This window comes from Sneathiella sp., assembly GCF_036960985.1.
GTDB lineage: Bacteria > Pseudomonadota > Alphaproteobacteria > Sneathiellales > Sneathiellaceae > Sneathiella.
In genome coordinates this window covers 85849-107299 of record NZ_JBALWD010000010.1, presented here as the reverse complement: position 1 = coordinate 107299, position 21451 = coordinate 85849, and the positions used below count along the sequence as shown (strand labels likewise).

Annotated in this window: 23 protein-coding genes; 12 read left to right on the top strand and 11 right to left on the bottom strand. The window is 46.9% G+C overall.

Going from position 1 to position 21451, the window contains the following annotated elements; genetic code table 11:
- Nucleotides 1-13: 13 nt before the first annotated feature.
- Nucleotides 14-913: a LysR family transcriptional regulator gene (locus tag V7723_RS08145; protein WP_335683958.1), complete on the bottom strand. Its 900-nt coding sequence runs from the start codon at nucleotides 911-913 to the stop codon at nucleotides 14-16.
- Nucleotides 914-1062: 149 nt separating this feature from the next.
- Here V7723_RS08145 and V7723_RS08140 point away from each other — a divergent pair, with 149 nt between their 5' ends.
- From V7723_RS08140 to V7723_RS08125, 4 genes are read left to right on the top strand one after another with little or no spacing between them, the layout of a single operon-like run.
- The gene (locus V7723_RS08140; RefSeq protein WP_335683957.1) at nucleotides 1063-2052 is read left to right on the top strand and encodes a membrane dipeptidase; all 990 of its coding nucleotides are present in this window, start codon (nucleotides 1063-1065) and stop codon (nucleotides 2050-2052) included.
- Nucleotides 2049-3749 (top strand): hypothetical protein, encoded by a 1701-nt coding sequence (locus V7723_RS08135; protein ID WP_335683956.1) that lies wholly within the window; start codon nucleotides 2049-2051, stop codon nucleotides 3747-3749. Before V7723_RS08140 ends, V7723_RS08135 begins: the two co-directional genes overlap by 4 nt.
- Nucleotides 3746-4381, top strand: a complete 636-nt coding sequence (locus V7723_RS08130; RefSeq protein ID WP_335683955.1) for a DUF3726 domain-containing protein — start codon at nucleotides 3746-3748, stop codon at nucleotides 4379-4381. The genes V7723_RS08135 and V7723_RS08130 overlap by 4 nt, the downstream gene beginning before the upstream one ends.
- A 13-nt stretch (nucleotides 4382-4394) precedes the next feature.
- Nucleotides 4395-5402: an Ldh family oxidoreductase gene (locus tag V7723_RS08125; protein WP_335683954.1), complete on the top strand. Its 1008-nt coding sequence runs from the start codon at nucleotides 4395-4397 to the stop codon at nucleotides 5400-5402.
- A 14-nt stretch (nucleotides 5403-5416) separates the two neighbouring features.
- Here V7723_RS08125 and V7723_RS08120 read toward each other — a convergent pair whose 3' ends face one another.
- From V7723_RS08120 to V7723_RS08105, 4 genes are all read right to left on the bottom strand, one after another.
- Nucleotides 5417-6136 (bottom strand): haloacid dehalogenase type II, encoded by a 720-nt coding sequence (locus V7723_RS08120; protein WP_335683953.1) that lies wholly within the window; start codon nucleotides 6134-6136, stop codon nucleotides 5417-5419.
- A 77-nt stretch (nucleotides 6137-6213) separates the two neighbouring features.
- Complete coding sequence (locus V7723_RS08115) at nucleotides 6214-7419, bottom strand: CaiB/BaiF CoA transferase family protein (RefSeq protein WP_335683952.1); 1206 nt, start codon at nucleotides 7417-7419, stop codon at nucleotides 6214-6216.
- Nucleotides 7420-7436: 17 nt separating this feature from the next.
- Nucleotides 7437-8603 carry an acyl-CoA dehydrogenase family protein gene (locus tag V7723_RS08110; RefSeq protein WP_335683951.1) on the bottom strand — a complete coding sequence of 389 codons (1167 nt, stop codon included), beginning with the start codon at nucleotides 8601-8603 and terminating at the stop codon, nucleotides 7437-7439.
- A 3-nt stretch (nucleotides 8604-8606) separates the two neighbouring features.
- Nucleotides 8607-9416 carry an IclR family transcriptional regulator gene (locus tag V7723_RS08105; protein ID WP_335683950.1) on the bottom strand — a complete coding sequence of 270 codons (810 nt, stop codon included), beginning with the start codon at nucleotides 9414-9416 and terminating at the stop codon, nucleotides 8607-8609.
- Nucleotides 9417-9506: 90 nt separating this feature from the next.
- Here V7723_RS08105 and V7723_RS08100 point away from each other — a divergent pair, with 90 nt between their 5' ends.
- From V7723_RS08100 to V7723_RS08080, 5 genes are all read left to right on the top strand, one after another.
- Entirely contained in the window at nucleotides 9507-9956 is a 450-nt protein-coding gene (locus V7723_RS08100) for a MaoC family dehydratase (RefSeq protein WP_335683949.1), read from the top strand.
- The gene (locus tag V7723_RS08095; RefSeq protein WP_335683948.1) at nucleotides 9953-10852 is read left to right on the top strand and encodes an HpcH/HpaI aldolase/citrate lyase family protein; all 900 of its coding nucleotides are present in this window, start codon (nucleotides 9953-9955) and stop codon (nucleotides 10850-10852) included. The genes V7723_RS08100 and V7723_RS08095 overlap by 4 nt, the downstream gene beginning before the upstream one ends.
- A gap of 164 nt (nucleotides 10853-11016) precedes the next feature.
- Nucleotides 11017-11721, top strand: coding sequence for an ABC transporter permease (locus tag V7723_RS08090; RefSeq protein WP_335683947.1), 705 nt, complete (start codon nucleotides 11017-11019; stop codon nucleotides 11719-11721).
- Nucleotides 11715-12431 (top strand): ABC transporter ATP-binding protein, encoded by a 717-nt coding sequence (locus V7723_RS08085; protein ID WP_335683946.1) that lies wholly within the window; start codon nucleotides 11715-11717, stop codon nucleotides 12429-12431. The genes V7723_RS08090 and V7723_RS08085 overlap by 7 nt, the downstream gene beginning before the upstream one ends.
- Nucleotides 12432-12436: 5 nt before the next feature.
- Nucleotides 12437-13240: a substrate-binding domain-containing protein gene (locus tag V7723_RS08080; protein ID WP_335683988.1), complete on the top strand. Its 804-nt coding sequence runs from the start codon at nucleotides 12437-12439 to the stop codon at nucleotides 13238-13240.
- Between the two features lie 30 nt (nucleotides 13241-13270).
- Here the strand turns inward: V7723_RS08080 and V7723_RS08075 are convergent, their stop codons facing one another.
- Nucleotides 13271-13798: a hypothetical protein gene (locus V7723_RS08075; RefSeq protein WP_335683945.1), complete on the bottom strand. Its 528-nt coding sequence runs from the start codon at nucleotides 13796-13798 to the stop codon at nucleotides 13271-13273.
- A gap of 285 nt (nucleotides 13799-14083) precedes the next feature.
- Here V7723_RS08075 and V7723_RS08070 point away from each other — a divergent pair, with 285 nt between their 5' ends.
- Nucleotides 14084-14701, top strand: a complete 618-nt coding sequence (locus V7723_RS08070) for a hypothetical protein (protein WP_335683944.1) — start codon at nucleotides 14084-14086, stop codon at nucleotides 14699-14701.
- A gap of 11 nt (nucleotides 14702-14712) precedes the next feature.
- Here the strand turns inward: V7723_RS08070 and V7723_RS08065 are convergent, their stop codons facing one another.
- The 5 genes from V7723_RS08065 to V7723_RS08045 all read right to left on the bottom strand — a co-directional run bounded on the left by V7723_RS08065 (nucleotide 14713) and on the right by V7723_RS08045 (nucleotide 18879).
- Nucleotides 14713-15174: a DUF3237 domain-containing protein gene (locus V7723_RS08065; RefSeq protein WP_335683943.1), complete on the bottom strand. Its 462-nt coding sequence runs from the start codon at nucleotides 15172-15174 to the stop codon at nucleotides 14713-14715.
- A gap of 29 nt (nucleotides 15175-15203) precedes the next feature.
- A complete protein-coding gene (locus V7723_RS08060) occupies nucleotides 15204-15935 on the bottom strand; it encodes a phosphatase PAP2 family protein (RefSeq protein ID WP_335683942.1) in 732 nt (243 codons plus the stop codon).
- A 261-nt stretch (nucleotides 15936-16196) separates the two neighbouring features.
- On the bottom strand, nucleotides 16197-17090 hold the full coding sequence (locus V7723_RS08055) for a Dyp-type peroxidase (RefSeq protein WP_335683941.1): 894 nt from the start codon (nucleotides 17088-17090) through the stop codon (nucleotides 16197-16199).
- Nucleotides 17091-17139: 49 nt separating this feature from the next.
- Nucleotides 17140-18012, bottom strand: a complete 873-nt coding sequence (locus V7723_RS08050) for a mechanosensitive ion channel family protein (RefSeq protein ID WP_335683940.1) — start codon at nucleotides 18010-18012, stop codon at nucleotides 17140-17142.
- Nucleotides 18013-18039: 27 nt separating this feature from the next.
- Nucleotides 18040-18879, bottom strand: a complete 840-nt coding sequence (locus tag V7723_RS08045; RefSeq protein WP_335683939.1) for a hypothetical protein — start codon at nucleotides 18877-18879, stop codon at nucleotides 18040-18042.
- A 186-nt stretch (nucleotides 18880-19065) separates the two neighbouring features.
- On the opposite strand from V7723_RS08045, the gene V7723_RS08040 reads away from it, so the two are divergent.
- Both V7723_RS08040 and V7723_RS08035 read left to right on the top strand, forming a co-directional pair.
- Complete coding sequence (locus tag V7723_RS08040) at nucleotides 19066-20220, top strand: MFS transporter (protein ID WP_335683938.1); 1155 nt, start codon at nucleotides 19066-19068, stop codon at nucleotides 20218-20220.
- 59 nt (nucleotides 20221-20279) lie between these two features.
- Complete coding sequence (locus V7723_RS08035) at nucleotides 20280-21422, top strand: CaiB/BaiF CoA transferase family protein (RefSeq protein WP_335683937.1); 1143 nt, start codon at nucleotides 20280-20282, stop codon at nucleotides 21420-21422.
- The last annotated feature ends 29 nt before the right edge of the window (nucleotides 21423-21451 follow it).

Here is a 21451-nt window from a genome sequence, read left to right as displayed (position 1 = left end):
ATTATTTAACCGGTTAAACTGAAGATAATTTTAATCGACCAATAAGGTTTGGCATTTCTTCCAATAAGAATGCGAGAAAGGCTTCAGCAATTGGATTGCGAGTTGTCCCGCGCCGTTCGATCAGTCCTACTGTCCGGCTAATGGAGGTATCCGCAATTGCCAATGCGCTGACACCCTCAGGTAATTGATTGGTTGCCAATGCGGGAAGTATCGTTACCCCTAACCCTGTTTTTGCATGAGCCATAAGTGAGCTGACGTTACGGATCGTAAAAGACGCATTACTTCTGAGTCTTTGGTACCCGGGTGCCATGATACTATCCGAAGCCCCGTTAAGAATAAGAGGTTCTCCTTCCAGATCCGTCCATTCAAGGGCCGTCGATATTTCCATAAGGCGGCTGTCCGAATTGCAAATTACTTTAAACTGATCCCGAAAAAGAGGAACAAAGGAAAGCAGGGCATCTGAAGAAGGCTGCCCCGCGATACCCATATCCGCCTGTCCGGTTTCCACCATAGTTTCAACGCCACGCGTATCGTCGTCAAACAACTCTATTTCTACATCAGGCCTAGTTGCGACAAATGCCGGCATCAATATAGGGATAAGGGTTGTCGCGACGGAAGGGACAGACGCTAAGCTCAAATTTCCAATTCGATTTTCGGCGAAAGCGTATATTTTTTGTATGGCCTTGTCATAGCCTTTCACCTGCAATCGCCCAGTATCAAGCATAAAAGTTCCAAGGGCGGTCAGGCTATTTTTTCGATCCGATGCAAAGAGTGGGCTACCAATTTCATCTTCTACCTGTTTCAAGGTCATCGAAATGGCCGAAGCTGTCCGCCCAAGCTTACGCGCCGCCTCTTTGATATTGCCGAGTTCAGCAACAGAAATGAATACACGCACGGCTTCAAGTTTGATCATTATCCCGCATTTCAATTTTTTTGAAATAGATAACAAAAATATCCGGTTGCGTGCTGTCTTACAATAGCTGAATTTAATTTGTTCATTATGGGAATCGCAATTGCAGACTCTTGTCGAGAGTTGCACGCGTACCTGGATAAGGGGAAAAAATGTCTAATCAGCTGCGAATTGATTGTCTGCAATATTCCAATTGGTCAAAGGAAATTTTCCGTCAAATGAATGAAGGGGGAGTGCATGCGGTACATGTGACCATTGCATACCATGAAACCTTCCGCGAAATGGTGCTGGCAATTGAGCAATGGAACCGGTGGTTCGAGCAATATCCAGAGCTTATTTTTATGGGAAGATCAGCGGCAGACGTCACCGTTGCCAAGTTGGAGAAACGCACCGCCATATTTTTCGGTTTCCAAAATCCCTCACCGATTGAAGATGACATTGGGTTAATCGAAATTTGCCACACACTTGGAATACGCTTTATGCAACTCACTTATAACAATCAATCCTTGCTTGCCACGGGTTGTTATGAAGAAGAGGATAGCGGTGTCACGCGATTTGGGCGGCAGGCAATAGCGGAAATGAACAGGGTGGGTCTTGTTGTTGATATGAGCCATTCGGCGGAACGATCGACGCTCGATGCAATTGAAATATCAGCGCGGCCCATTGCTATTACTCACGCCAATCCCGCGTGGTGGCATCCAGCGCTCCGGAATAAGTCGGATGAAGTTCTGAAAGCACTGACAGGTTCTGGCGGAATGGTCGGGTTTTCCATCTATCCTCATCATTTGAAGGATAGTTCAAATTGTTCCCTTAGCAGTTTTTGTACGATGATTGCGCAAGCCGCGGAGAAATACGGCGTCGAAAATCTGGGTATCGGCTCGGATCTTTGTCAGAGTCAGCCAGATAGCGTCGTAACTTGGATGAGAAATGGAAGATGGTCCAAGCAAATGGATTATGGCGAAGGTTCAGCTTCCAACGCGGGATTTCCCGACCAACCAAGTTGGTTCCGGGATAGCCGGGATTTCAATAATATTTCTGTGGGATTGATGGCGGTAGGCTTTGCGGAAACCGAAGTTGACGCTATCATGGGCGGTAACTGGTTGCGCTTTTATGAAAATTCCTTTGAGCCTTTGCCCGTATGACGACAGCTAAGCACAGCGATCCACTTTTCCCACAAACGGCCCTTCGAGCGCCGAGTGAAGTAATGCGTCTAGACAGGATGGGCGCATTTTTTCCAACGCGTTTGAGTTTTATGCGAACTCTAATTAGACGCCTTGCCAATGAGAACGCCGTCGTCAGCCGCCCTGTATGGGAAATTAATAGTGAGGGATTTGGGCATGCTGTTTATTCCCTCTCTCTTTCAGGTCATATTTATAGTCTTGTGGCATTTTCAACAGCCTTACCAGAGGACCAACGTACCGATCGCGTAATCGCCGAAGCCTGGGATTCATCCTATGTATTATACGACGGAGTACCCTCGGACGAAGACATAGCTAGACTTAAAGAAAACACTCCGAAGCAAGAGGCGGGTCGTTTCCTGGAACGAGATCTGATTTTAAGTCGAGCCAATAAATCAGTCCGATTGTTTGATCATGTTGTTGACCGTCTTGCCGCTGGACAGCAACCTGATCAATCTATGCTGCTATCCATCGGATATTTGATGCGGACAACTGCTGTTTATGGAAATGGAAAATTTGGTATTGCAGATCGGTCAAGAATTGAAGATCGGCCGGGATTAAAAGGGCCTTTCCAAGCTGAGATGCTGACTGTTTGGCTGATCCGCGGATTTACACACGATCTCGTCGAGCATGTTGCCCGTTCACAATCGCCCGATACATTTGTCAGCCTGGATCTGGACAGCAAACGGTATCTCGGTATTGGAAATGCGACTGGTTTGGGAATGGCGCCTTTTTTGGTCAGCCATCCTATCCTGATCAATAACTGGATGCTTGTTAGAGAAATGGCCCTTGCACGTGTGCGGGCATTGCCAACGGCTGAACAGCCGGTTATTCAAGATATTCGACGCCTGATGGATAGAGCGAAACAGCATCTTGAGCAATGGAATGTCGTCGACACCGTGCAAATGGCTAAGATCGAAAAATTACGCACGGAGTTTGCTTCGGTGATGGAGATGATGAGCGACACTTGGCTGCAAGGTCCAAACCCATGGGACCGCCTCATCAAGGATGTATCTGCATTGTCATTTGAATGCCAGGAACTGGTCGTTGCCTTGGTGTTAGAACCGCATGGTTCCCTGATAGACGGGCTAACCGAATGTATGGCGAATGATCAGATTTTGCGATTGACGCCCTCGATGCCTCTTGAAAAGCTGAAAGTGATTTTGACCGAGAATTATAATTGGGCTTTAAAAGTCGATTTGTCTTTGCGCGAAGAAACACGTCTTTTTTGGTATGTATCGGAAGAAAAACTTGAGCCCAGACTGGGGGATAGATATGAGGAAGAGGGTGCAGAGCTCGAAATGCCGTTCGATATCTGCAAGCAAATTCAAGAGCTGAACAGAGATCTTGAAACTTTGACAGCAGAGAATTCTGTGGCTGAGTTATTGCTTCAGTATCCCCATTACAGACAGATAGTACGCCGAATTCAGTGTTCTGAAATGTACCCGTATTCGGAAATTCAGGACAATTTGATTGGATCCAAATGCCTGCCAATCAACATGCTTCGCTGTAAACTCTCCTTTTTCGGTGCCTCAAAATTTGACCCTAAATCTGACCGCTGGACCCGCATCACGTTGTATCAGGGCGCGCCTTTATTTGATGAACTGCAAGAACAAGACGCGGATGACTGGTGGCTTCCTGTTTTTGGCCGCCTATCATGAGTTATTCCGCGAATGAAATTGGTTCTCTTTTCAGAAAAGCCGGAATAGGGGCAGGCTTGTCCAGTGGAATAGCCGTGGACATAAGTCGGGCTGGATTGTGGCTCCTTGTGCATGATCTGGCGGGTGACGAGGCAGTACTTGAAGGTATTAGTAGTATCGAGCCGCACGGTTCGATGGAAAGAACGGACAGTCAGAATATTTTGATTGATCCGGTCTGCGCAGTCCTGGACGGGCTGTCGGTCTTTGATCTTGCTGCCGCCTCAACAAAGATTTTCCATGCGCGTCTGCAGAAAATTGATAATCCATTGCTTCTTCTTGGCATCGCGGGAATAGCGGCAACAGATTATCAGTTACGAATTACATTGGAATTTTCCAACAAGTCGTCTTTTACCATTGGAGCAGATGGATCAATGACAAATGATAGCTCTGTTCCAGTTCGTGGTGCAGATGCTGTCCTGACCTGTCAGCAGGTGGAGCTTGACCCGGGGAAAAATCCTAAAGCGAGTTCGACGGTCGGCGTGAAGGACGATGCGCTTAATAAATTGTTGGCATTTGCGGCGAAAACATATGTACCCGCGACTGCAGCTTCGAGAGAAAAAGGGGCTGGTGCGGGCCTCACGGACAACGACTAAAGGGAGAATATGAATGTCGGGCACTATCTTGAGCCTCAAAGAAGTAGAAGATCTTGCCACGGCGGCACTTGTGGGGGCCGGTGCAAGCGCAGATAATGCAATTGCGGTTGCGCGATCAACCGTCAAAGCGGAACGTGATGGAATTCGAAGCCACGGATTGATGTATGTACCGATTTATGCCGAACATGTTGTTTGTGGAAAAGTGAACGGATTGGCCCGGCCGGTCGTTGAACACTCTCATCCTGGTGCCATTCGGGTAGATGCACAATCGGGATTTGCCCATCCTGCAATTGATGCCGGTTGGTCGGAGTTTACAAATGCGGCCCGAGAAAATGGCGTTGCCGCCCTAACTATTTATAACTCGTACAATTGTGGCGTTTTGGGTCACCATGCAGAGCGATTGGCTGAAGAAGGATTGCTTGGGCTTTGTTTCACCCATGCACCGGCGTCGATTGCACCGGTTGGGGGCAAAACACCCGTGGTTGGCACCAATCCGTTTGCCGTAGGTGTACCGGACGGCGAAGGCGGTGCGGCTATATTGATAGATCAATCAGCCAGCGCCATCGCAAAATCAGAGATTATGCTAAGGGCACGTCAGAACGAACCGATTGAACCCGATTGGGCCTTGGATGCCGAGGGGCGACCGACAACGGATGCCGCGCTGGCTTTGAAGGGATCGATGGTGCCGTCGGGCGGATATAAGGGCTTTGGTATCGGCTTGACTGTTGAAATTCTCGCCGCGTGCCTTGCAGGATCCGTCCTGAGTAAGGACGCGAGCCCGTTTTCAGGAACCGCTGGTGGTCCCCCAAGTACAGGGCAATGTTTTATTGCATTTGATCCGGCTGCATTTTCAGGGGCTTTGTTTTTTGATCGTATTTCCGCCCTGACAGATGCCATAACAACGCAGGAAAGTGCACGTGTTCCCGGATCGAGACGAAAACTGAACCGCGAAAGAATCGAACAAGAAGGCGTTTCGGTCGATCAGGATATTCTCGATCGAATACAGGCCTTTAACAAGTAAGGCTGGATGACCCGTTATCGCTCTGCTCGCAGGACTTGATCAAGGTCGATAAAGCTAGAGACGTCATAATCAAAGGCGATTGGCTTGTCTTCTTGTGGCACGCCGGGGCCAAATTCAAGTAATCGGTTCACGTAAGCTGTTTTGAATCCGGCGTTTTTTGCGGCCGTCAGGTCTTGTGCATGACAGGCGACCATCATTATTTCTTCCGGTGGCAATTGCAGGAGCGCAGCGGCATCTAGATAAATGGTTGGATCCGGTTTTACTTTCTTAAAAAAATCTGCAGAAATAATTCCGTCCCATGGCAAATCATTCCGCTTGCTGATCTCCAACAAACAACGATAGTCGCCATTGGAAAAGGGCATGATCATGTAATTTTCTTTCAGCAATGAAAGCCCTTCTGCGACATCGCTCCAAACGCCCAATCTATTCCAGGCGAGATTGAAATGATCAATTTGCGCATCGGTCAATTCGCTAACACCGTACTCATCCAATAAGGAGAGGAGTTTTGTTTTATGGATAGTTGCCGTCGGTGTAATATCCATTTTTCCGGAGGAGATGTCTTGCAAGGCGGCCATGTATCCTTCTAGCCGCCATCTAGTGACGAACTCTCCCCAAGGAATTTGTATCCCGGTTTCCCGGCTCAGCGCTTCACCTTCGTTCGTGACGGAAGAGTACCAGTCTGTAACCGTCCCAAAGACATCGAAACAGAGTACTTTTACAGGTGTGGTGGGCATGACAGTACCTTTGTAATTATTGCTTTGCGCCTAAGGTACGCAGCTCCAGAATTGAATGCAATGGGGTCGTTAAAATCTCAACCTACGGGCTCATTAATAACTTTGGATACGATTAGCCCATCGATCTGGGAATCCGTATAGCCGGCTTCACGCAAAACCTCCTGACTATGTTCGCCGAGCCGGGGGGCGTGGCGGGAAGGTGCAGGCTGTGTTTTAGACCAACTACTTGGTACTGCCATATTTCTTAGCGGGCCTTCTGATGGATGATCGATAGTTGAAAAGAATCCTATTGCTTCTAAATGTGGATCGGCGAGTAGACTGTCTGGCGTGTTAAGGGGCATGGCAGGAATATCAGCATCATCAAAAAATTTGAGCCAGTCCGAGGTCGTACGTGTTTTTAGTAAACTTGCTAGTTCCTTGTATATCTCTGCAATGTTCTCAGTCCGGGTGGCCATGCTTTGGTATCGTGGATCGCTGTCAAATTTTTCAGCTTGACCAAGCTTTTCAAAGAATGATCGCCAATGCCGATCCGTATAGACCATGACACAAATGTATCCGTCTTTGGATTTGTAAGGACGCCGATCCGGGTTAAGCATCCGTTTATATCCCAGCGGGCCTGTAGGCGGTTCAAACGTATGCCCGCCCATATGGTCAGCCAGAACAAAACTTGCCATCATCTCAAACATTGGAAGATCAATACGTTGCCCTTCACCGGTTCTACTTTGGTGAAAAAGGGCTGCGTTAATTTGACCGACAGCCCATAAACCAACTCCCCGATCGACGATCGCGGTCGGCGCATAAACGGGATCGCTGCCATCTGCCATATGTGCCAGCCAGGGAATAGAAACGGCCCCTTGAATAAGATCATCGAATGCTGGTTTATGGCCGTAAGGACCGTCTTGTCCATATCCGAACAAACCAGCATAAATAATCTGTGGATTGATCTCTTTGACAGTTTCATATGAGAGGCCGAGGCGTTCCATCACCTGAGGCCGCCGATTGTAGACAAGTACATCTGCCGTTTTCAATAAACTTAGAACGGCCTTCAACCCCTCAGGATGCTTAACATCAAGTTGGATGCTCCGTTTACTGCGGTTGCAGTTGAGGTAAATGGCTCCCATGCCAGAATTGCGTTCAGGTCCAATTCCGCGGACAGGATCACCACCTGGAGCTTCTACCTTAATGATATCAGCCCCCATATCTCCCAATATTTGTGTTGTATAGGGGGCCATGAGCATATTCGAAAAGTCGATGATCTTTACGCCGTTAAGAGGTCCGGTCATGATTTCACTCTCATCAATTAATAGGATTTAGGAAGATCGAGCGCACGTTCGGCTAAGTAGCTCAATATCAATTGTGGACTGATGGGGGCGAGGCGATGGATCATGCATTCGCGCAAATATCGTTCTACGTGATATTCCTTGGCATACCCCATACCACCATGGGTCATCACCGCGGTCGTGCAGGATTTGTAGGCGGCTTCCGCGGCGAGATATTTTGCAGCATTGGCTTGCAGCCCGCAATCCTCGCCAGAATCATACATTTCTGCCGCATTAAATGCCATTAAGTTGGCCGCTTCAAGTTCTGCCCAGCTTTCTGCAAGAGGATGTTGGATGGACTGGTTCATACCAATAGGCCGATCGAAAACGACGCGTTCCCGTGCGTAGTCAGCACCTCGTTTTAAAGCAGCCCGGCCAAGGCCGACCATTGAGGCCGCAATGAGGATGCGTTCAGCGTTAAGCCCATGAAGTAGGTAGCGAAAGCCTTTGCCTTCTTCCCCGATAAGGTCTTCTTTCGGGATTCTAAGATCATCAATAAACAGTTGATTTGAATCCACGCACTTGCGACCCATTTTATCGATTGGACGAATTTCAATATGATCGCGATCCAGGTCTGTATAAAAAAGCGATAGGCCATTGATCGGTTTGTCGGTTTTGTCTTCACTTGTGGTTCGAGCAATGAGCAGCATTTTGTTGCATTGTTGCGCGGTCGACGTCCAGATTTTTTCGCCGTTGACGACGTAATGATCACCGTCGCGAACCGCCCGGGTTTTCAGCCTTGTTGTGTCAAGGCCGGTATTCGGTTCTGTCACGGCAAAACAAGCGACATCTTCGCGTTTAATAATGGGGGGCAGCCATTTTTGCTTCTGCTCTTCCGTTCCGAAGACAACGACCGGATTGAGGCCAAAAATACCGATTATTAGCGCGGCAAAGCCCGCATTGGCCGCTCCTGATTCAGTAATTGTCTGCGCCATTACAGCGGCGTCGGTGATACCGAGACCACTTCCGCCATATTTTTCCGGCATTGCTATGCCCATAAAACCTTCATCTGCTATTGCCTGGCAAAAGTCTTCGGGGAAAACGCCATCTGTATCGCGATCGAGCCAGTATCTATCGTCAAACGGTTTGCAAATACGTTTGATGCTCTCGCGGATTTGGTGTTGTTCTGGCGTGAGTTTGAAACTCATTTTTTATTCCTTTTTTGATTTCCCGCCAATAAGCAAGCTGCAATTTTCAGCGGCTTGTTCAAGTAGGGGTTCGATTAAATAAGCATTTTTTGCCATGCGCCCGGAGGGTCCGGCGATGAGCAACGACGCGATTACTTCTCCTTCGCTGGAATAAATAGGTGCGGCTATGCCGCTCGCCCCGTCAATTCGTTCGTCTTGTGTGTAGGAGAGACCTTGGCTGCGAATATATGACAGCTCATTTTTGAGATCCTCAGCTTTGGTGACTGTTGACGGAGTGAAGGCTCTTCGACGCTTTTTTAAATATTTGTCTAACCGAGGCTCGTCAAAAAATGCCAGCAACAATTTACCCATAGCGGTACAATGTAGATCTCTACGTTCCCCAACGGAAACCGCATAACGAATAGGATTGATACTTTCCGCTCTGTCCAGATATGTCACAAGCTCAGCGTCAGAAGCGAGGGCGCCCAGCACAGCTGTTTCGCCTGTATCTAAAGACAGCTTCTCAAGTGTAGGCCTTACCAATGTGACCAGCTCGCGGCCTGCGACTGCCTTCATGGCGAGCGAAAGAAATTGCGGTCCTAGAAAATATCGCCCGGACTGGTCTCGTAACAGATAGCCTTCATTTGTTAACCCGGTCAAAAGACCGACAAGGCTCGTTTTCGGCGCATCAGTTTTAGAGGCGAGTTCGGAGAGTGTCGCGCCGGCAGGCAATTCTGCTAATGACTCCATTATGAGAAATATTCGACCAACAGACTGAGGACTCGCTCGCGAGGACGAAGAAGCGGCGTTCGTATTTGAGGATTTGATACGCATATGCGAACGTTATACGAATATATATACAAAAGGCAAGTAGTTTGCTAAACAGGTTTGGACACCAAACAACAACAAAAAGGAAGACCGTTCATGTCAGGTTTATATTACGAAGAGTTTGAAGTAGGTATGGAGTTCACTCATGCGCTGACACGTACCGTGACGGAAATGGATAACATTATGTTTTGCGCGATGACCCATAATCCGCAACCACTCCATTTGGACGAGGAATTTTCAAAACAAACAGAATACGGCCAGCGCATTGTAAACAGCCTCTTTACCCTTGGACTCGTGATCGGCGTGACAGTTGCGGAAACGACGCTTGGGACGACTCTTGGTAACTTGGGCATGACGGATATTCGGTTTGTAAAACCAGTATTTCATGGCGATACCGTACATGTCGTGACGCGCATCAAAGAAATGAGGGAAAGCAAATCCCGCCCAACTGCAGGTCTGGTCGTATTTGAGCATTTTGGATTTAATCAGCGCGATGAAGAGATCTGCTATTGTGTGCGGACAGGTTTGATGAGGAAACGGCCATGACTCTCATTCGATCCTGGCTTTTTGTCCCCGGAGATAGTGAAAAAAAACTTGAGAAGGGACGAGGAAACTCTGCGGACGCACTAATTTTAGATTTGGAAGATGCTGTCTCCGATGACCGACAGGAAATTGCTCGTGAAATGGTTTGCGCATTTTTAAAGACTAATCCAGATCGACGTCGCCAAAAACTCTGGGTACGTATTAATCCGCTGGATACGGATCTTTCATTGCCTGATTTAACAGCGGTTATGGCGGGTGCACCGGACGGTATCGTTTTGCCAAAAGTATATTCTGCAGAAGACGTGAATACGCTGGCAAATTATCTGTCCGCTTTGGAAACCCGTGAAAATTTGAAATTAGGGTCAACGAAAATTCTGAGCGTTGCAACGGAGACGGCGGCTTCTCTCCTGACATTTCATACATATCTTGAAAACATTTCCGACCGGCTTGTTGCAATGACTTGGGGAGCAGAGGATTTGGCGGCCGCCCTCGGCGCCAGCGACAACCGACATCCCGTAAGCGGGGAGTATGATGATCCGTTCCTAATGGCCAAATCTCTTTGTTTATCGACAGCCCGGGCCATAGATGTTCAGCCAGTGGGCGTGGTGTTCGTTAATTTTCGCGATTTAGAAACATTGGAAAAGGATTGTTTGCGGGATCGACGATCCGGGTTTGTTGGAAAGATCGCCATTCATCCTGCCCAGTCAGAAGTAATTAATCGTGCATTTACACCGTCGGAAGAAGAAATTGCCCATGCCCGCCGCGTTATCGACGTCTTCGAGAAGAATCCGGGGCTGGGGACAGTTGGATTGGATGGTATGATGCTTGACATGCCCCATCTCAAACAGGCGCGAAATTTGTTAGATCTTATGGCGCAAATAGAGGCATTGGAGCAATGAGCGTGTAATTTTCGCGATATTCGGCAATCTGGTTATACTCTGCATTGTTTTGCAAACAAAAATGAGGCATATGAAGGTCTGCAGGTTATAAAACCGTGGAAATGACCGATGATGCGTTATGCCTTTGTGACTCAATCCAGTTTTCCGTGTGAGATTGTCGATCAATGAATGATCTGACCGAAGGGTTGGCGGCGGCGTTTAAGCTCGTTGTTACGTTGGATTCCGATTTAATCGAAATTTCTCTACGATCTTTGCAGGTTACTGTGTCAGCCGTCGTTATTGCTGCGATTGTGGGTCTTCCGTTCGGCGCTTGGTTGTCCGTAACACGGTTCCGATTCAGGAGAATTGCTATTGCAGTCCTGAATGCCATGATGGGCTTGCCACCCGTTGTCGTTGGTTTGATTGTCTATATATTGCTTTCGAGGTCAGGCCCGTTCGGTGTCTTCAATCTCCTCTTTACGCCAACAGCGATGATAATTGCACAGGTTATTATTGTGACACCGATCATTGCGTCACTATCCCATCAGGGACTTCGTGATTTGTGGTTTAACTATCATGACTTACTGATCTCCCTGAACACGACGAAATGGCAACGCATGAAAGCGTTGCTGTGGGATGGCCGGAGATCCCTCATCACCGCGCTGCTAACTGGATTCGGTCGTGCAATAGGGGAAATCGGCGCAATTATGATAGTTGGCGGCAACATTGATCATTTGACCCGCGTGCTGACAACGGCCATTGCATTGGAAGTGGGCCGAGGAGATTTTCCTTTGGCGCTAGGTCTTGGGTTTATTCTGATAACCCTCGCCATCATCATTAATCTGGCGATCCACATAATATCGAGAACAGAGCGGGAGGGTAGATGGTGACGTCTATTTTTCCGCTTCAAGTTAGTAACGCCTGTGTCGAAAAGTCCGGAACACAAATTATTGGCCCTATTGATTTAGAGCTTTCGAGTAAAGGGTGCACGGTTGTGATTGGACCGAACGGCTCGGGCAAGACAAGTCTTCTTCGGTTGATGCATGGGCTGGAAAAAGCGAGCCAAGGGTTCGTGAAATGGAATGTACCACGCACCCATGCATATGCTTTTCAAAGTTTTGTTTTTCAAACGCCAGTTATTATGAGGCGATCCGTGCGAGAAAACATAGCCTACCCCCTCATTTTACGTGGCGTAAAAAAACAGTTAGCAATGGCGGAAGCTGATAGATGGTTGGAAAATGTCGGCTTGCAAAACTCGGGCGAGAAAAACGCTCACGTTTTATCTGGTGGAGAGCGACAAAAGCTGGCGGTGGCGCGGGCGCTAACTACCAACCCAAAAATTCTTTTTCTTGATGAACCGACAACAAACCTGGATGGGGCTTCGACCAAGGAAATCGAGCGGCTTGTTCAGAAGGCACAAGAGGATGGAACCCGAATTGTTATGGCAACACATGACTTCGGTCAAGCGCGTCGCCTTGGGACCGAAGTTTTATTTATGCATCACGGACGTATCCATGAAATGGCTGATGCCGACACCTTTTTCCGGGCGCCGAAGACGTCAGAAGCCAAGGCATTTCTCGCCGGAGAAATAGTGCTTTGAAGAACATGTCCTTGCTTATCTCGTTCTTTTACTTGTCGATTTTAAACTCGAGCTTTGCTGCTGATATGAAGCTTGCCGTTACAACATCTTTTCATAATTCAGGTTTATCTGACGTTTTATTACCCGAAATAAAAAAAGACCTCGAACTGGATGTCCACCTAATTGTCGTCGGAACAGGACAAGCGCTGAAACTGGGACGTGCCGGAGATGTCGATGCAATATTGGTGCATTCAAAAAAAGCGGAAGAAGAATTTATCAGGCAAGGTTACGGCTCCCACCGTCGTGAAATCATGTTTAACGATTTTATATTGATTGGCCCCGTGGCCGATCCGGCACAAGCCGCGCAGCACGAGCTTGCTGTATCGGCACTCAGGGCAATTGAAAAGGCCCGGAAGCTATTCGTCAGCCGAGGCGATGACAGCGGCACCAACAGGAAAGAAATAGCATTATGGCTAGCAGCTGGTTTGGATCCAGCAGAATTTCCGGCTTCCTGGTATAGAGCTGCTGGTGCAGGGATGGGGGCGACTTTAAACACAGCAAGCGCTATGAACGCCTATGCTTTTACAGATCGTGCCAGCTGGCTCAATTTCAAAAACAAAGGGAACCTGGCGCTTGTATTCGAGGGAGACCCTATCCTGTTCAACCAATATAGTTATATCCCCGTCGATATTGATCGTCATCCCCATACGAAATATGAACTTGCTACTAAGCTAGAAGAATGGCTCGCAAGTGATAAAGCGCAAGCCATGATTGCCAAGTATGAAATAGCTGGACAACAGCTATTTACCCCAAACGCGACGATTGACTGAGTTTTCGACGACAATGATACGTAACATGATTTAAGCGAATACATTCTCATTCGTGAACGGGAATTGTACGAGCACTTGTTCGGCATCGTTCCTTTTCAAAATAATTTTCCATTCCAGGACGAATACGAAAGGTGCCTTGGGTGCAGAAAATACCACTTCGCCAGTATTCAAATTCATATAGACAATTTTGTGGGGCATGTTTCCAGATTTAATTGTCAGGAAGGAACCATCCATGTTTTCAACCACAATGCCAGGCTTCGGCCAATATTCAGGTCTGAGCAACATTGATTTTGTTGAAACCGTATGACGAAAATGCGGATCTGAAACTCTATAGGCGGTTTTTCCTAGAATTGATTTCGCTTCAACCAAAAGCGGAAGTTTAATATCATCCTGATATCCAGGTGTGAAAGAAATAATGTAATCAACGATGTGAGCATCGTTCTCAATCAGATAAGCTTTAACACATCCTCTGATTGTCTCTCCTATCTGAGCGAAGAAAAAATCTCCATACTTGATATCGGACAGAAACGCTGGTTTTCCAATTGGCTCTATATTCATTATTCATGCCTCAAAAAAATAGATGCTCGCAAAGTATTCGCCTCTTAGAAAAAATGTAGAGGCCAAAAAAAATCAGTTACTTAAGGGCATCGAAAATTATTATATTTTGAATTAGACTAAAAATTATTAGAAATTGTATCTGTTTTGGGGCCATTTGTAAAAATATTCGGCAGATATGGTTAATTTCGCATAGGAAAAACACCATTTGGTGTGATTCTGCGAATTTTATTGAGGACTACTCAATAATGTTTCACTATTCCGTGGCACCCTACCAGGAGATTAGGTATGAAAGCTTTATTATTTTTGGCGATAGCTGTCATATTGGCAGCCTGCGGAACGCCTGCTATCGATGCAAATATAACTGCATTCTACACGCCGGAAGTACGGACAATTGCGTCGAAGACGATTGCAGTTAGGGCTCAGCCGGCGTCCAGGGATTCTAGTTTGGAATTCAAATCCTATCGCCCAAAAATAGAAAATAAGCTCCGACTGGTTGGGTTTGATATTGCGAAATCTACCGATGACCCGGATTATGTGGCCTATGTTTCGTATGGGATCGACGGAAAAGAGCAAAAGTCATCAACAACTTCTGATCCATATTTTGGATCGGTGGGCGTCGGTATTGGTGTCGGGCGCGCTCCATTTTATGGGGGTGTCTCTCGATCATATAACACTCAAACATGGGAGGAATATAACCGATTCATTTCTCTGGATATCGTTGAAGGTACTTCAGTAGGATCAGACAATCCGGTTAGAATTTATGAAGGGCGAGTTCAATCAGTTGGAAAATGCCCCACCCTGGCCGGCGTGTTTGATGGTGTCCTTGATGCAATGTTTGAAAACTTCCCGGGCTCGAACGGGAAAACCACTTTTGTTTCTATACCCTGGGATGGTTCGTGCTGAACAAGCGTTGTTTATTCTATGAGAAAAACATGATACGTCGGGCCGGCTGGATTACGGACACCGTTCGCGACAAATAGATTTTTGTTGAGCCAGTCGTGAGTTTCTGCTGAAGTCTCAAATATTGGTGCTATTTTAAAATAATACTCATCTGGATCAACCACTTCACCTTTTGCCATTCTATCCATTACTTCCTTCGGCCCATGGCGCAAGCCCCGATATGTTACGTAAATCAAGCTACCATCATCTGCTTCAATAGTGAGCCTGACATCGAGTTGCATAACGCCATCATTGCGAAGTAGTAGCCAATCTCCGCCGCCTGCGTGAACTTTCCCTGAGAGCATTGGGCCCGTAACCTCACCACCGGTAACCTCAGCTATTAATCTATCGCCATACGGCGTTTTACCTAAGTTGGTGAGCGGCATTTTAACGTTCAAATGCATGTCGAACGCAGGTGTGAGCGATAAATCGATCATTTCTTATTCCTTTTATTCTTTTATCGGTCTTACCCGCGTTTAGGCAGGCGTGAAAATATCCAGCTCCAAATGTAACGGGACCAAACAAGTGTCGGCAAATTGGACATCCAACCCAAAGCAATAAACAGAGCCATTCCGCCCCCTACCAATTCGTCGCTCAGCCAATGGGCGCCCGAAAACAGTCGGGGAACCGAATAGAGAATCCCAAAAATAAGTGTGAGAATGCCGGTTTTTTTATTGAGCAACAGAAAAACCATGCCGACGAATGAAAAGGCGGCAACAGCGTGATCACCTGGAAAGCTGTTTTTTGACTCCCACTTTGCGTCGATCCAAGGGACAAGTTCGTTGAGATAAACCACTGGCTTCAGGACGAGTGTTGGACTATGAAAATCGATCGACGGAAGTAGGATTTTTGACATAAAGACGACGATGATAACGGTGCCCCAAGTGACACTAGTCCTCGCAATTCGCTCCTTTAAGTCATGATCACTTCCGGCGAATATATACCAAATGGTTGGTAAGAACATTAAGACGGCACCTAGTACATCATATGTTTTAGTATTTAGCGCCGCCCATAGAACTGCCCAGCTTTCGTTCCAGAGTAGTGAACCATTTAACAGGAAAAAGACCGCCGAACTAATATTTAGCCAAAGTTCTGCGGTCACAGGCCAAATCATCGATGCCCCGATAATCGCAGCGATGGCGTGGCACATTATTAGTCTATCAAGTTGCCAATGCTCGGCGTTGCTTGTTAGCTTCATGGAAATTTTCTTCACATACGATATTAATCAACAACTATGGACGTGGCTCGTTACCTTCATAACAACAGCTACTAGAGTCGTAACTATAGTCCCCATATCCTCGCGGATTGGATATGGAAAAATTTGCACAAGCCGTCACACTTAATAACACGCCAAGTAAGATTATGTATTTCATGTCACAAAGTCCAAATTTATAGTCTCATTGGTAAGTATGGTACCGATAATAAACGAATAAAGTAACCGGAAAAACAACTTCTGGAGCTAATTTCGCAGAGCTACTAACTGGGCAGCGGGGGGTATGTACCAATAGGAACCGCTGGTCGCTGTCGAAAACTCTGTCAATCGGTCGACAAGTCCATCATCGGTCTCACCGAACATGCGTTTCAACTGTATATCGTGTCGCTGTATCTCTTTTGCAAATGATACGAAATAAAGCCCATGCTCATGCAGGTTGCCGAACGGAGCACTACGTCGGTAAACCTTCTGTGCGACGCCGTTAATATCGACATCGGTTCGGCTGACATGTGATGTCGGGGGCATTGCGTCCCCTTCTAGTTCCAGGTTCTCGTACTTCGTGCGTCCGACAATCTTTTCTTGCTCCGGCACAGGGACGGCTTCAAACTTTTCAAGGTCGTGAACCCACTTTTGAGTAAGCAAAATAGAACCGCCTGTTTCCGTTAGCGCTGCGTCCGCCCGCGCGTCATCCGTTTTCGGGTTTGCTGTACCATCTTCAAAGTCGATTAAATCATGGTCGTTTCTATACTTGAAGCCAGTTATTTCGAGCGAGACCCGACAGATTTCAGTAAGGTGATGAAAATGGTGGCGGGCGGAATCAAAAACCTCGTCCTCATGGTTTCCATGTATCCAAAGAAATATGTCACGTTGCGTTGCCGCCGTTTTGTTATTGCCTGAACCATAGGGAGAAAAATCACGCAGATCAGACGGGGTGTCGGCTCCAAATAGAGATGTCGCAAGTGCGGATCCAAACCCCCACACCACATGAGGGGCTTTCATTGTATTCTCCATATCACCCGCCAGCGCGCTTGCAATCGAACTCCTCACGTCGCCTAAATCAGCATCTTCCTTAATCGAGAATTCCAGAAATCGGTTCTGCGTTGTCCCTTCAATAAAAATAGAGGACTGAGCGTTATTCATGTTTTGACCTTTTGAATAAATGTTCACATTTTGAAGAAATTAAGAACTATTAGAGGACAGGAGGCGGGGAAGATGAATTTTCCTCTATCGTCAGGGAGGGTAAAATCATGCCCCCTGCGGCCATCGTCATTAGTTGGATTTTATGGGCCTTCAAGGCTTCAAAAACAGATCCATTAACACTGTAGCGGACTTGAAAATATTTTAGCCCCGGTGCCCAAACACGAATTCCGATGATAATGCCCCCGTAGGTAAAATCCTGGATACCTACTTGCGGGACTGGATCTTGTGAAATGCCTTCTATTTTTGATAACGTCGAGCGGACCAGTTTGATGACGTGATCCGTGTCCGTATCTGCGGGGATACAGAACTTAGTCTCGACAATTCGCAGCTCCAGGGAATTAACAATCACTTGCCCAACGATTTCCTTGTTTGGAACAGCGATTTGTTCTCCATCTTCGCCAGTCAAGAAGGTAATGCCGAGAGTAATACGGTCAACGACGCCACTGACGCCGTGTACGGTGATTACATTGCCCACGACAAAGGGGCGCGTGATGATGATGGCGACGCCAGCGCCGAAGTTCGAAATAGGTCCTTGTAACGCGAGCGTGGCACCAAAAGTAATCGCGCCAGCCAACGCAATAAGTGGTGCAATACTAATCCCAAAATTTCCAAGTGTGATAATAATGAGAATGACAATGAGGATAAACTTTACGGCGCTCCCCATAAACATTGATAGGGTAACATCAATGTTCTTAGTTTGGGCAACGTTGGCTAGCCGGTTACCTATCCAATTGATAACCAACAAGCCAACAAGTAAAAAAACAAGAGCTCCTAATATCTGGAACCCGTACTCGATCGCAAAGTCTGTCAGGACGCCAATCCAAACAGAGACAGTCTCGATATTCTCGTTTACAGTTTCCATAATCGGCGCCCAAACATCTTGTTTCTACTAATCACTCAGGAGCTTTTTAAGAGATTTTCCAGCGCCATCAACAGCATCCGTGGCACTCTTTGCCGCATCCTTCGAAATTTCACCCGCTTTACCAGCAGCGGCGCCCACGCCGACTTTATTTGCAAGATCACCAGCATTGTCAAGTAAGGTTCCCATCGTTTTACCGATACCCAGATTTGTTACGACGGCCATGGCCTGACTGGAAATTTCATTGATTAGCTGGGCTGCAACTTCGTCAGGGCTTGCGCCGCCCTCACTTTTCCCAATATCCTTCATATGGATATCAGGTAAGTTCCCCTCAACTTTTTGATTGAGCAGGATCGGTGATTTCACCGTAACTTTTCCGCCATTAATATAGATATTATCAATAATAAGTTTCGGACCTTCTTCCGAGCTGGCTTCTTCTTTTTGCTCGCCGCCGCCCATGCCATTTTCTTTCATGAAAGTATCAACATTCTTTTTGATGGCATCGAGGTTGTTCGTTGTTTCATTCACTTCATAAGTTATCGCTGGTTGTTCGATCCGGATCTCCGTGATGTGAATAAGCTTGTCATTTGTATTTGGGATATCGACGTTGACGGCAACCGTGTTAAATTGAACGGCATGTTGTTCGTCAAAGCCGCTAGGATTGGCAACACTGAAGCCTTTTAGGGCGCCTTTACCGCTGGTCAGATCGAGGTCGACCTCGTCTAGAACCACGTCAGTTTGTGTTACTTCAGATCCGTATTTTTCGACCGCTGCAATAATAATCTTATCGAGATTGAAATAGAATATGCCTGCTACGACGGCAATAAGAATAACGACCACCGCGACAACACCGCCAATTATTTTCCCCATGACTTTATGCCCCTTGTTTAGAATTAAGGAAATCTAATCTTAAGTTGTTGATTAAGCCAGACTAAGCAGGTTTAATCAATGGGATTTTAGGTGCACTTTACTCCGATAATTGATTGTCATAAGATTAAACGACCGTAACGTCTTTGAAAGTTACCTTATTTGCCGACAATTATTGGAAGTGACCGAGTGTTGGCTCTCAGGCTGGCGCCATTTTATTTTGCCTTGTTTCTTGTTGTTGGCTTTCAGCTTCCCTTCTGGCCGGTGTGGTTATCTCATAAAGGTCTAAGCCTGGAACAAATTGGTATTGTTATTTCGGCGCCTATTTGGATCAAGATCATCTTTATCCCGATTTTTGCAAGTCTAGCTGATCGTTTGGGCCGAAGGAGAGCACTACTTGTAACGCTGTCGGCAATTTCCTTTGGTTTATATCAGATATATTTTGTCGCGGAGGGTTTCTGGCAAATTCTTTCCTTAGGGATGATTATCGGGGTGTTTATTTCGCCTTACGCTACACTCGGGGATAATCTGGTTTTAACTTTAGCGCGCAGTCACAAGATTGATTACGCTCGCATTCGGTTATGGGGATCAATATCCTTTATCCTAGCTTCTGTCGGGGGTGGATGGATATTGGAAGATCGTTCACCGGACTATATTCTTTTAGTCATCGTTGTATCGGCATTCTTGTTGTTTCTGTGCTGTATTCTCTTGCCCGAAACACCACCGCAAAAAACGAAAATCCATCATAAAGGACTCCGTCGTTTATTAAAGGATCGGCGTTTTCTGGCATTTTTGGTGACAGCGGGTCTAATTCAGGGCAGTCACGCAGTATTATATACCTCTGGGACACTTCAATGGCAGCAGCAAGGAATTTCCGATTTGGCGATCGGTTTGTTATGGGCAGAAGGTGTTATTGCTGAGATCATTCTTTTTGCCCTAGCAAACAGGTTTCTAAGGCGATTTTCTTCTATTCAGCTTTTATTGCTTGGAGGCATCGCGGGTTTTGTTCGGTGGCTCTCTATGGGATTTGAGCCCGAACTAGAATTTCTGCTTTTGTTGCAAATTCTTCATGGGTTTACCTTCGCCTCTGCGCATCTTGGAGCCATGCGATATATTTCGGAGACTATTCCAGTTGAGATATCGGCGAGAGCGCAAGGATTGTACTCGGCTATTTCCGCTGGACTAATTATGGGTGTTGGTTTGTTTCTTTCTGGCTATTTATTCAAGTACTTCGCCTCTGGCGCATACTTTTTTATGGCGGGAGGGTGCCTCTTTGCCTTGATCATCGGCGTGACTATGTTGCATCACGCACGTTCAAACCTCCATTCAAGGGATGACAGGTAAGGCTGGATGAGGTTAAAATATATGAAACTGTTCGGGTCTAATTAAGAAAAGGAAAAAAAATGGGACCGTTAGCTGGATATAAATTTGTTGAAATGGGTGGAATTGGGCCCGGGCCAATGTGCGCCATGCTACTTGCTGATTTGGGGGCAGAGATTGTCCGTATCGATCGCTTGGTTGATTCCGGATTAGGTACGGCAAGTAACCCTAAATTCAGTTTGTTGATGCGCAGTCGTCGCTCAATAGCTGTTGATACAAAAACGGATGCTGGTCGCGAACTCATTCTTGATTTAATCGAGCAGGCTGATGGATTGATCGAAGGTTTTAGGCCAGGTGTGATGGAGCGTCTTGGATTGGGCCCAGATGTTGCCCTTGCGCGTAACCCGAAGCTGGTTTACGGCCGGATGACTGGTTGGGGGCAAGATGGACCCATGGCAAAAGTCGCAGGCCATGATATTAATTATATTGCACTTTCTGGTGTTCTGCATGCTATCGGTCGTGAAGGTGAAGCACCCGTACCGCCTCTTAACCTAGTTGGAGATTTCGGCGGCGGCGCTTTGTACCTGGCGCTGGGACTTGTCAGTGGGATCCTTGAAGCACAAAAATCCGGTAAAGGCCAGGTTGTAGATACTGCTATGGTCGATGGGGCCGCGTCCTTGATGACAACTTTTTTCGGCCTGATGGCTGCGGGAAACTGGAAAGACGAACGAGGTGTCAATATTCTTGATACGGGTGCTCATTACTACAACGTTTATGAAACAAAAGATGGCAAGCACGTTTCGATCGGATCCATAGAAGCGAAATTCTATGTCCAACTTCTCGAATTGACGGGATTGGATAAGGAAGACTTGCCGCCGCAAATGGACAATGCTGGATGGCCTCTGATTAAAGCAAAGCTTGAAGCTGTTTTTAAGACAAAAACCCGTGATGAATGGGATGATATTATGGGCGGTACCGATGTTTGTTACGCACCCGTGCTATCCATTTTAGAAGCGACCGAGCATCCGCATAACGCGCATCGACAAACTTTTGTAACATATGATGACGTTCTGCAGCCAGCTCCGGCACCGCGGTTCAGCCGCACTGTTGCCGAAATTCAAGGACCACCTTGTTTGCCTGGCGAGCATACCAATGAAGCTATGCTAGATTGGGGAGTGTCCCAGAAAAATATCGATAGTTTACGGGCAAGCGGTGTCATAAAATAGCGGCAATGCCGCATTTCCGACGCATTTGA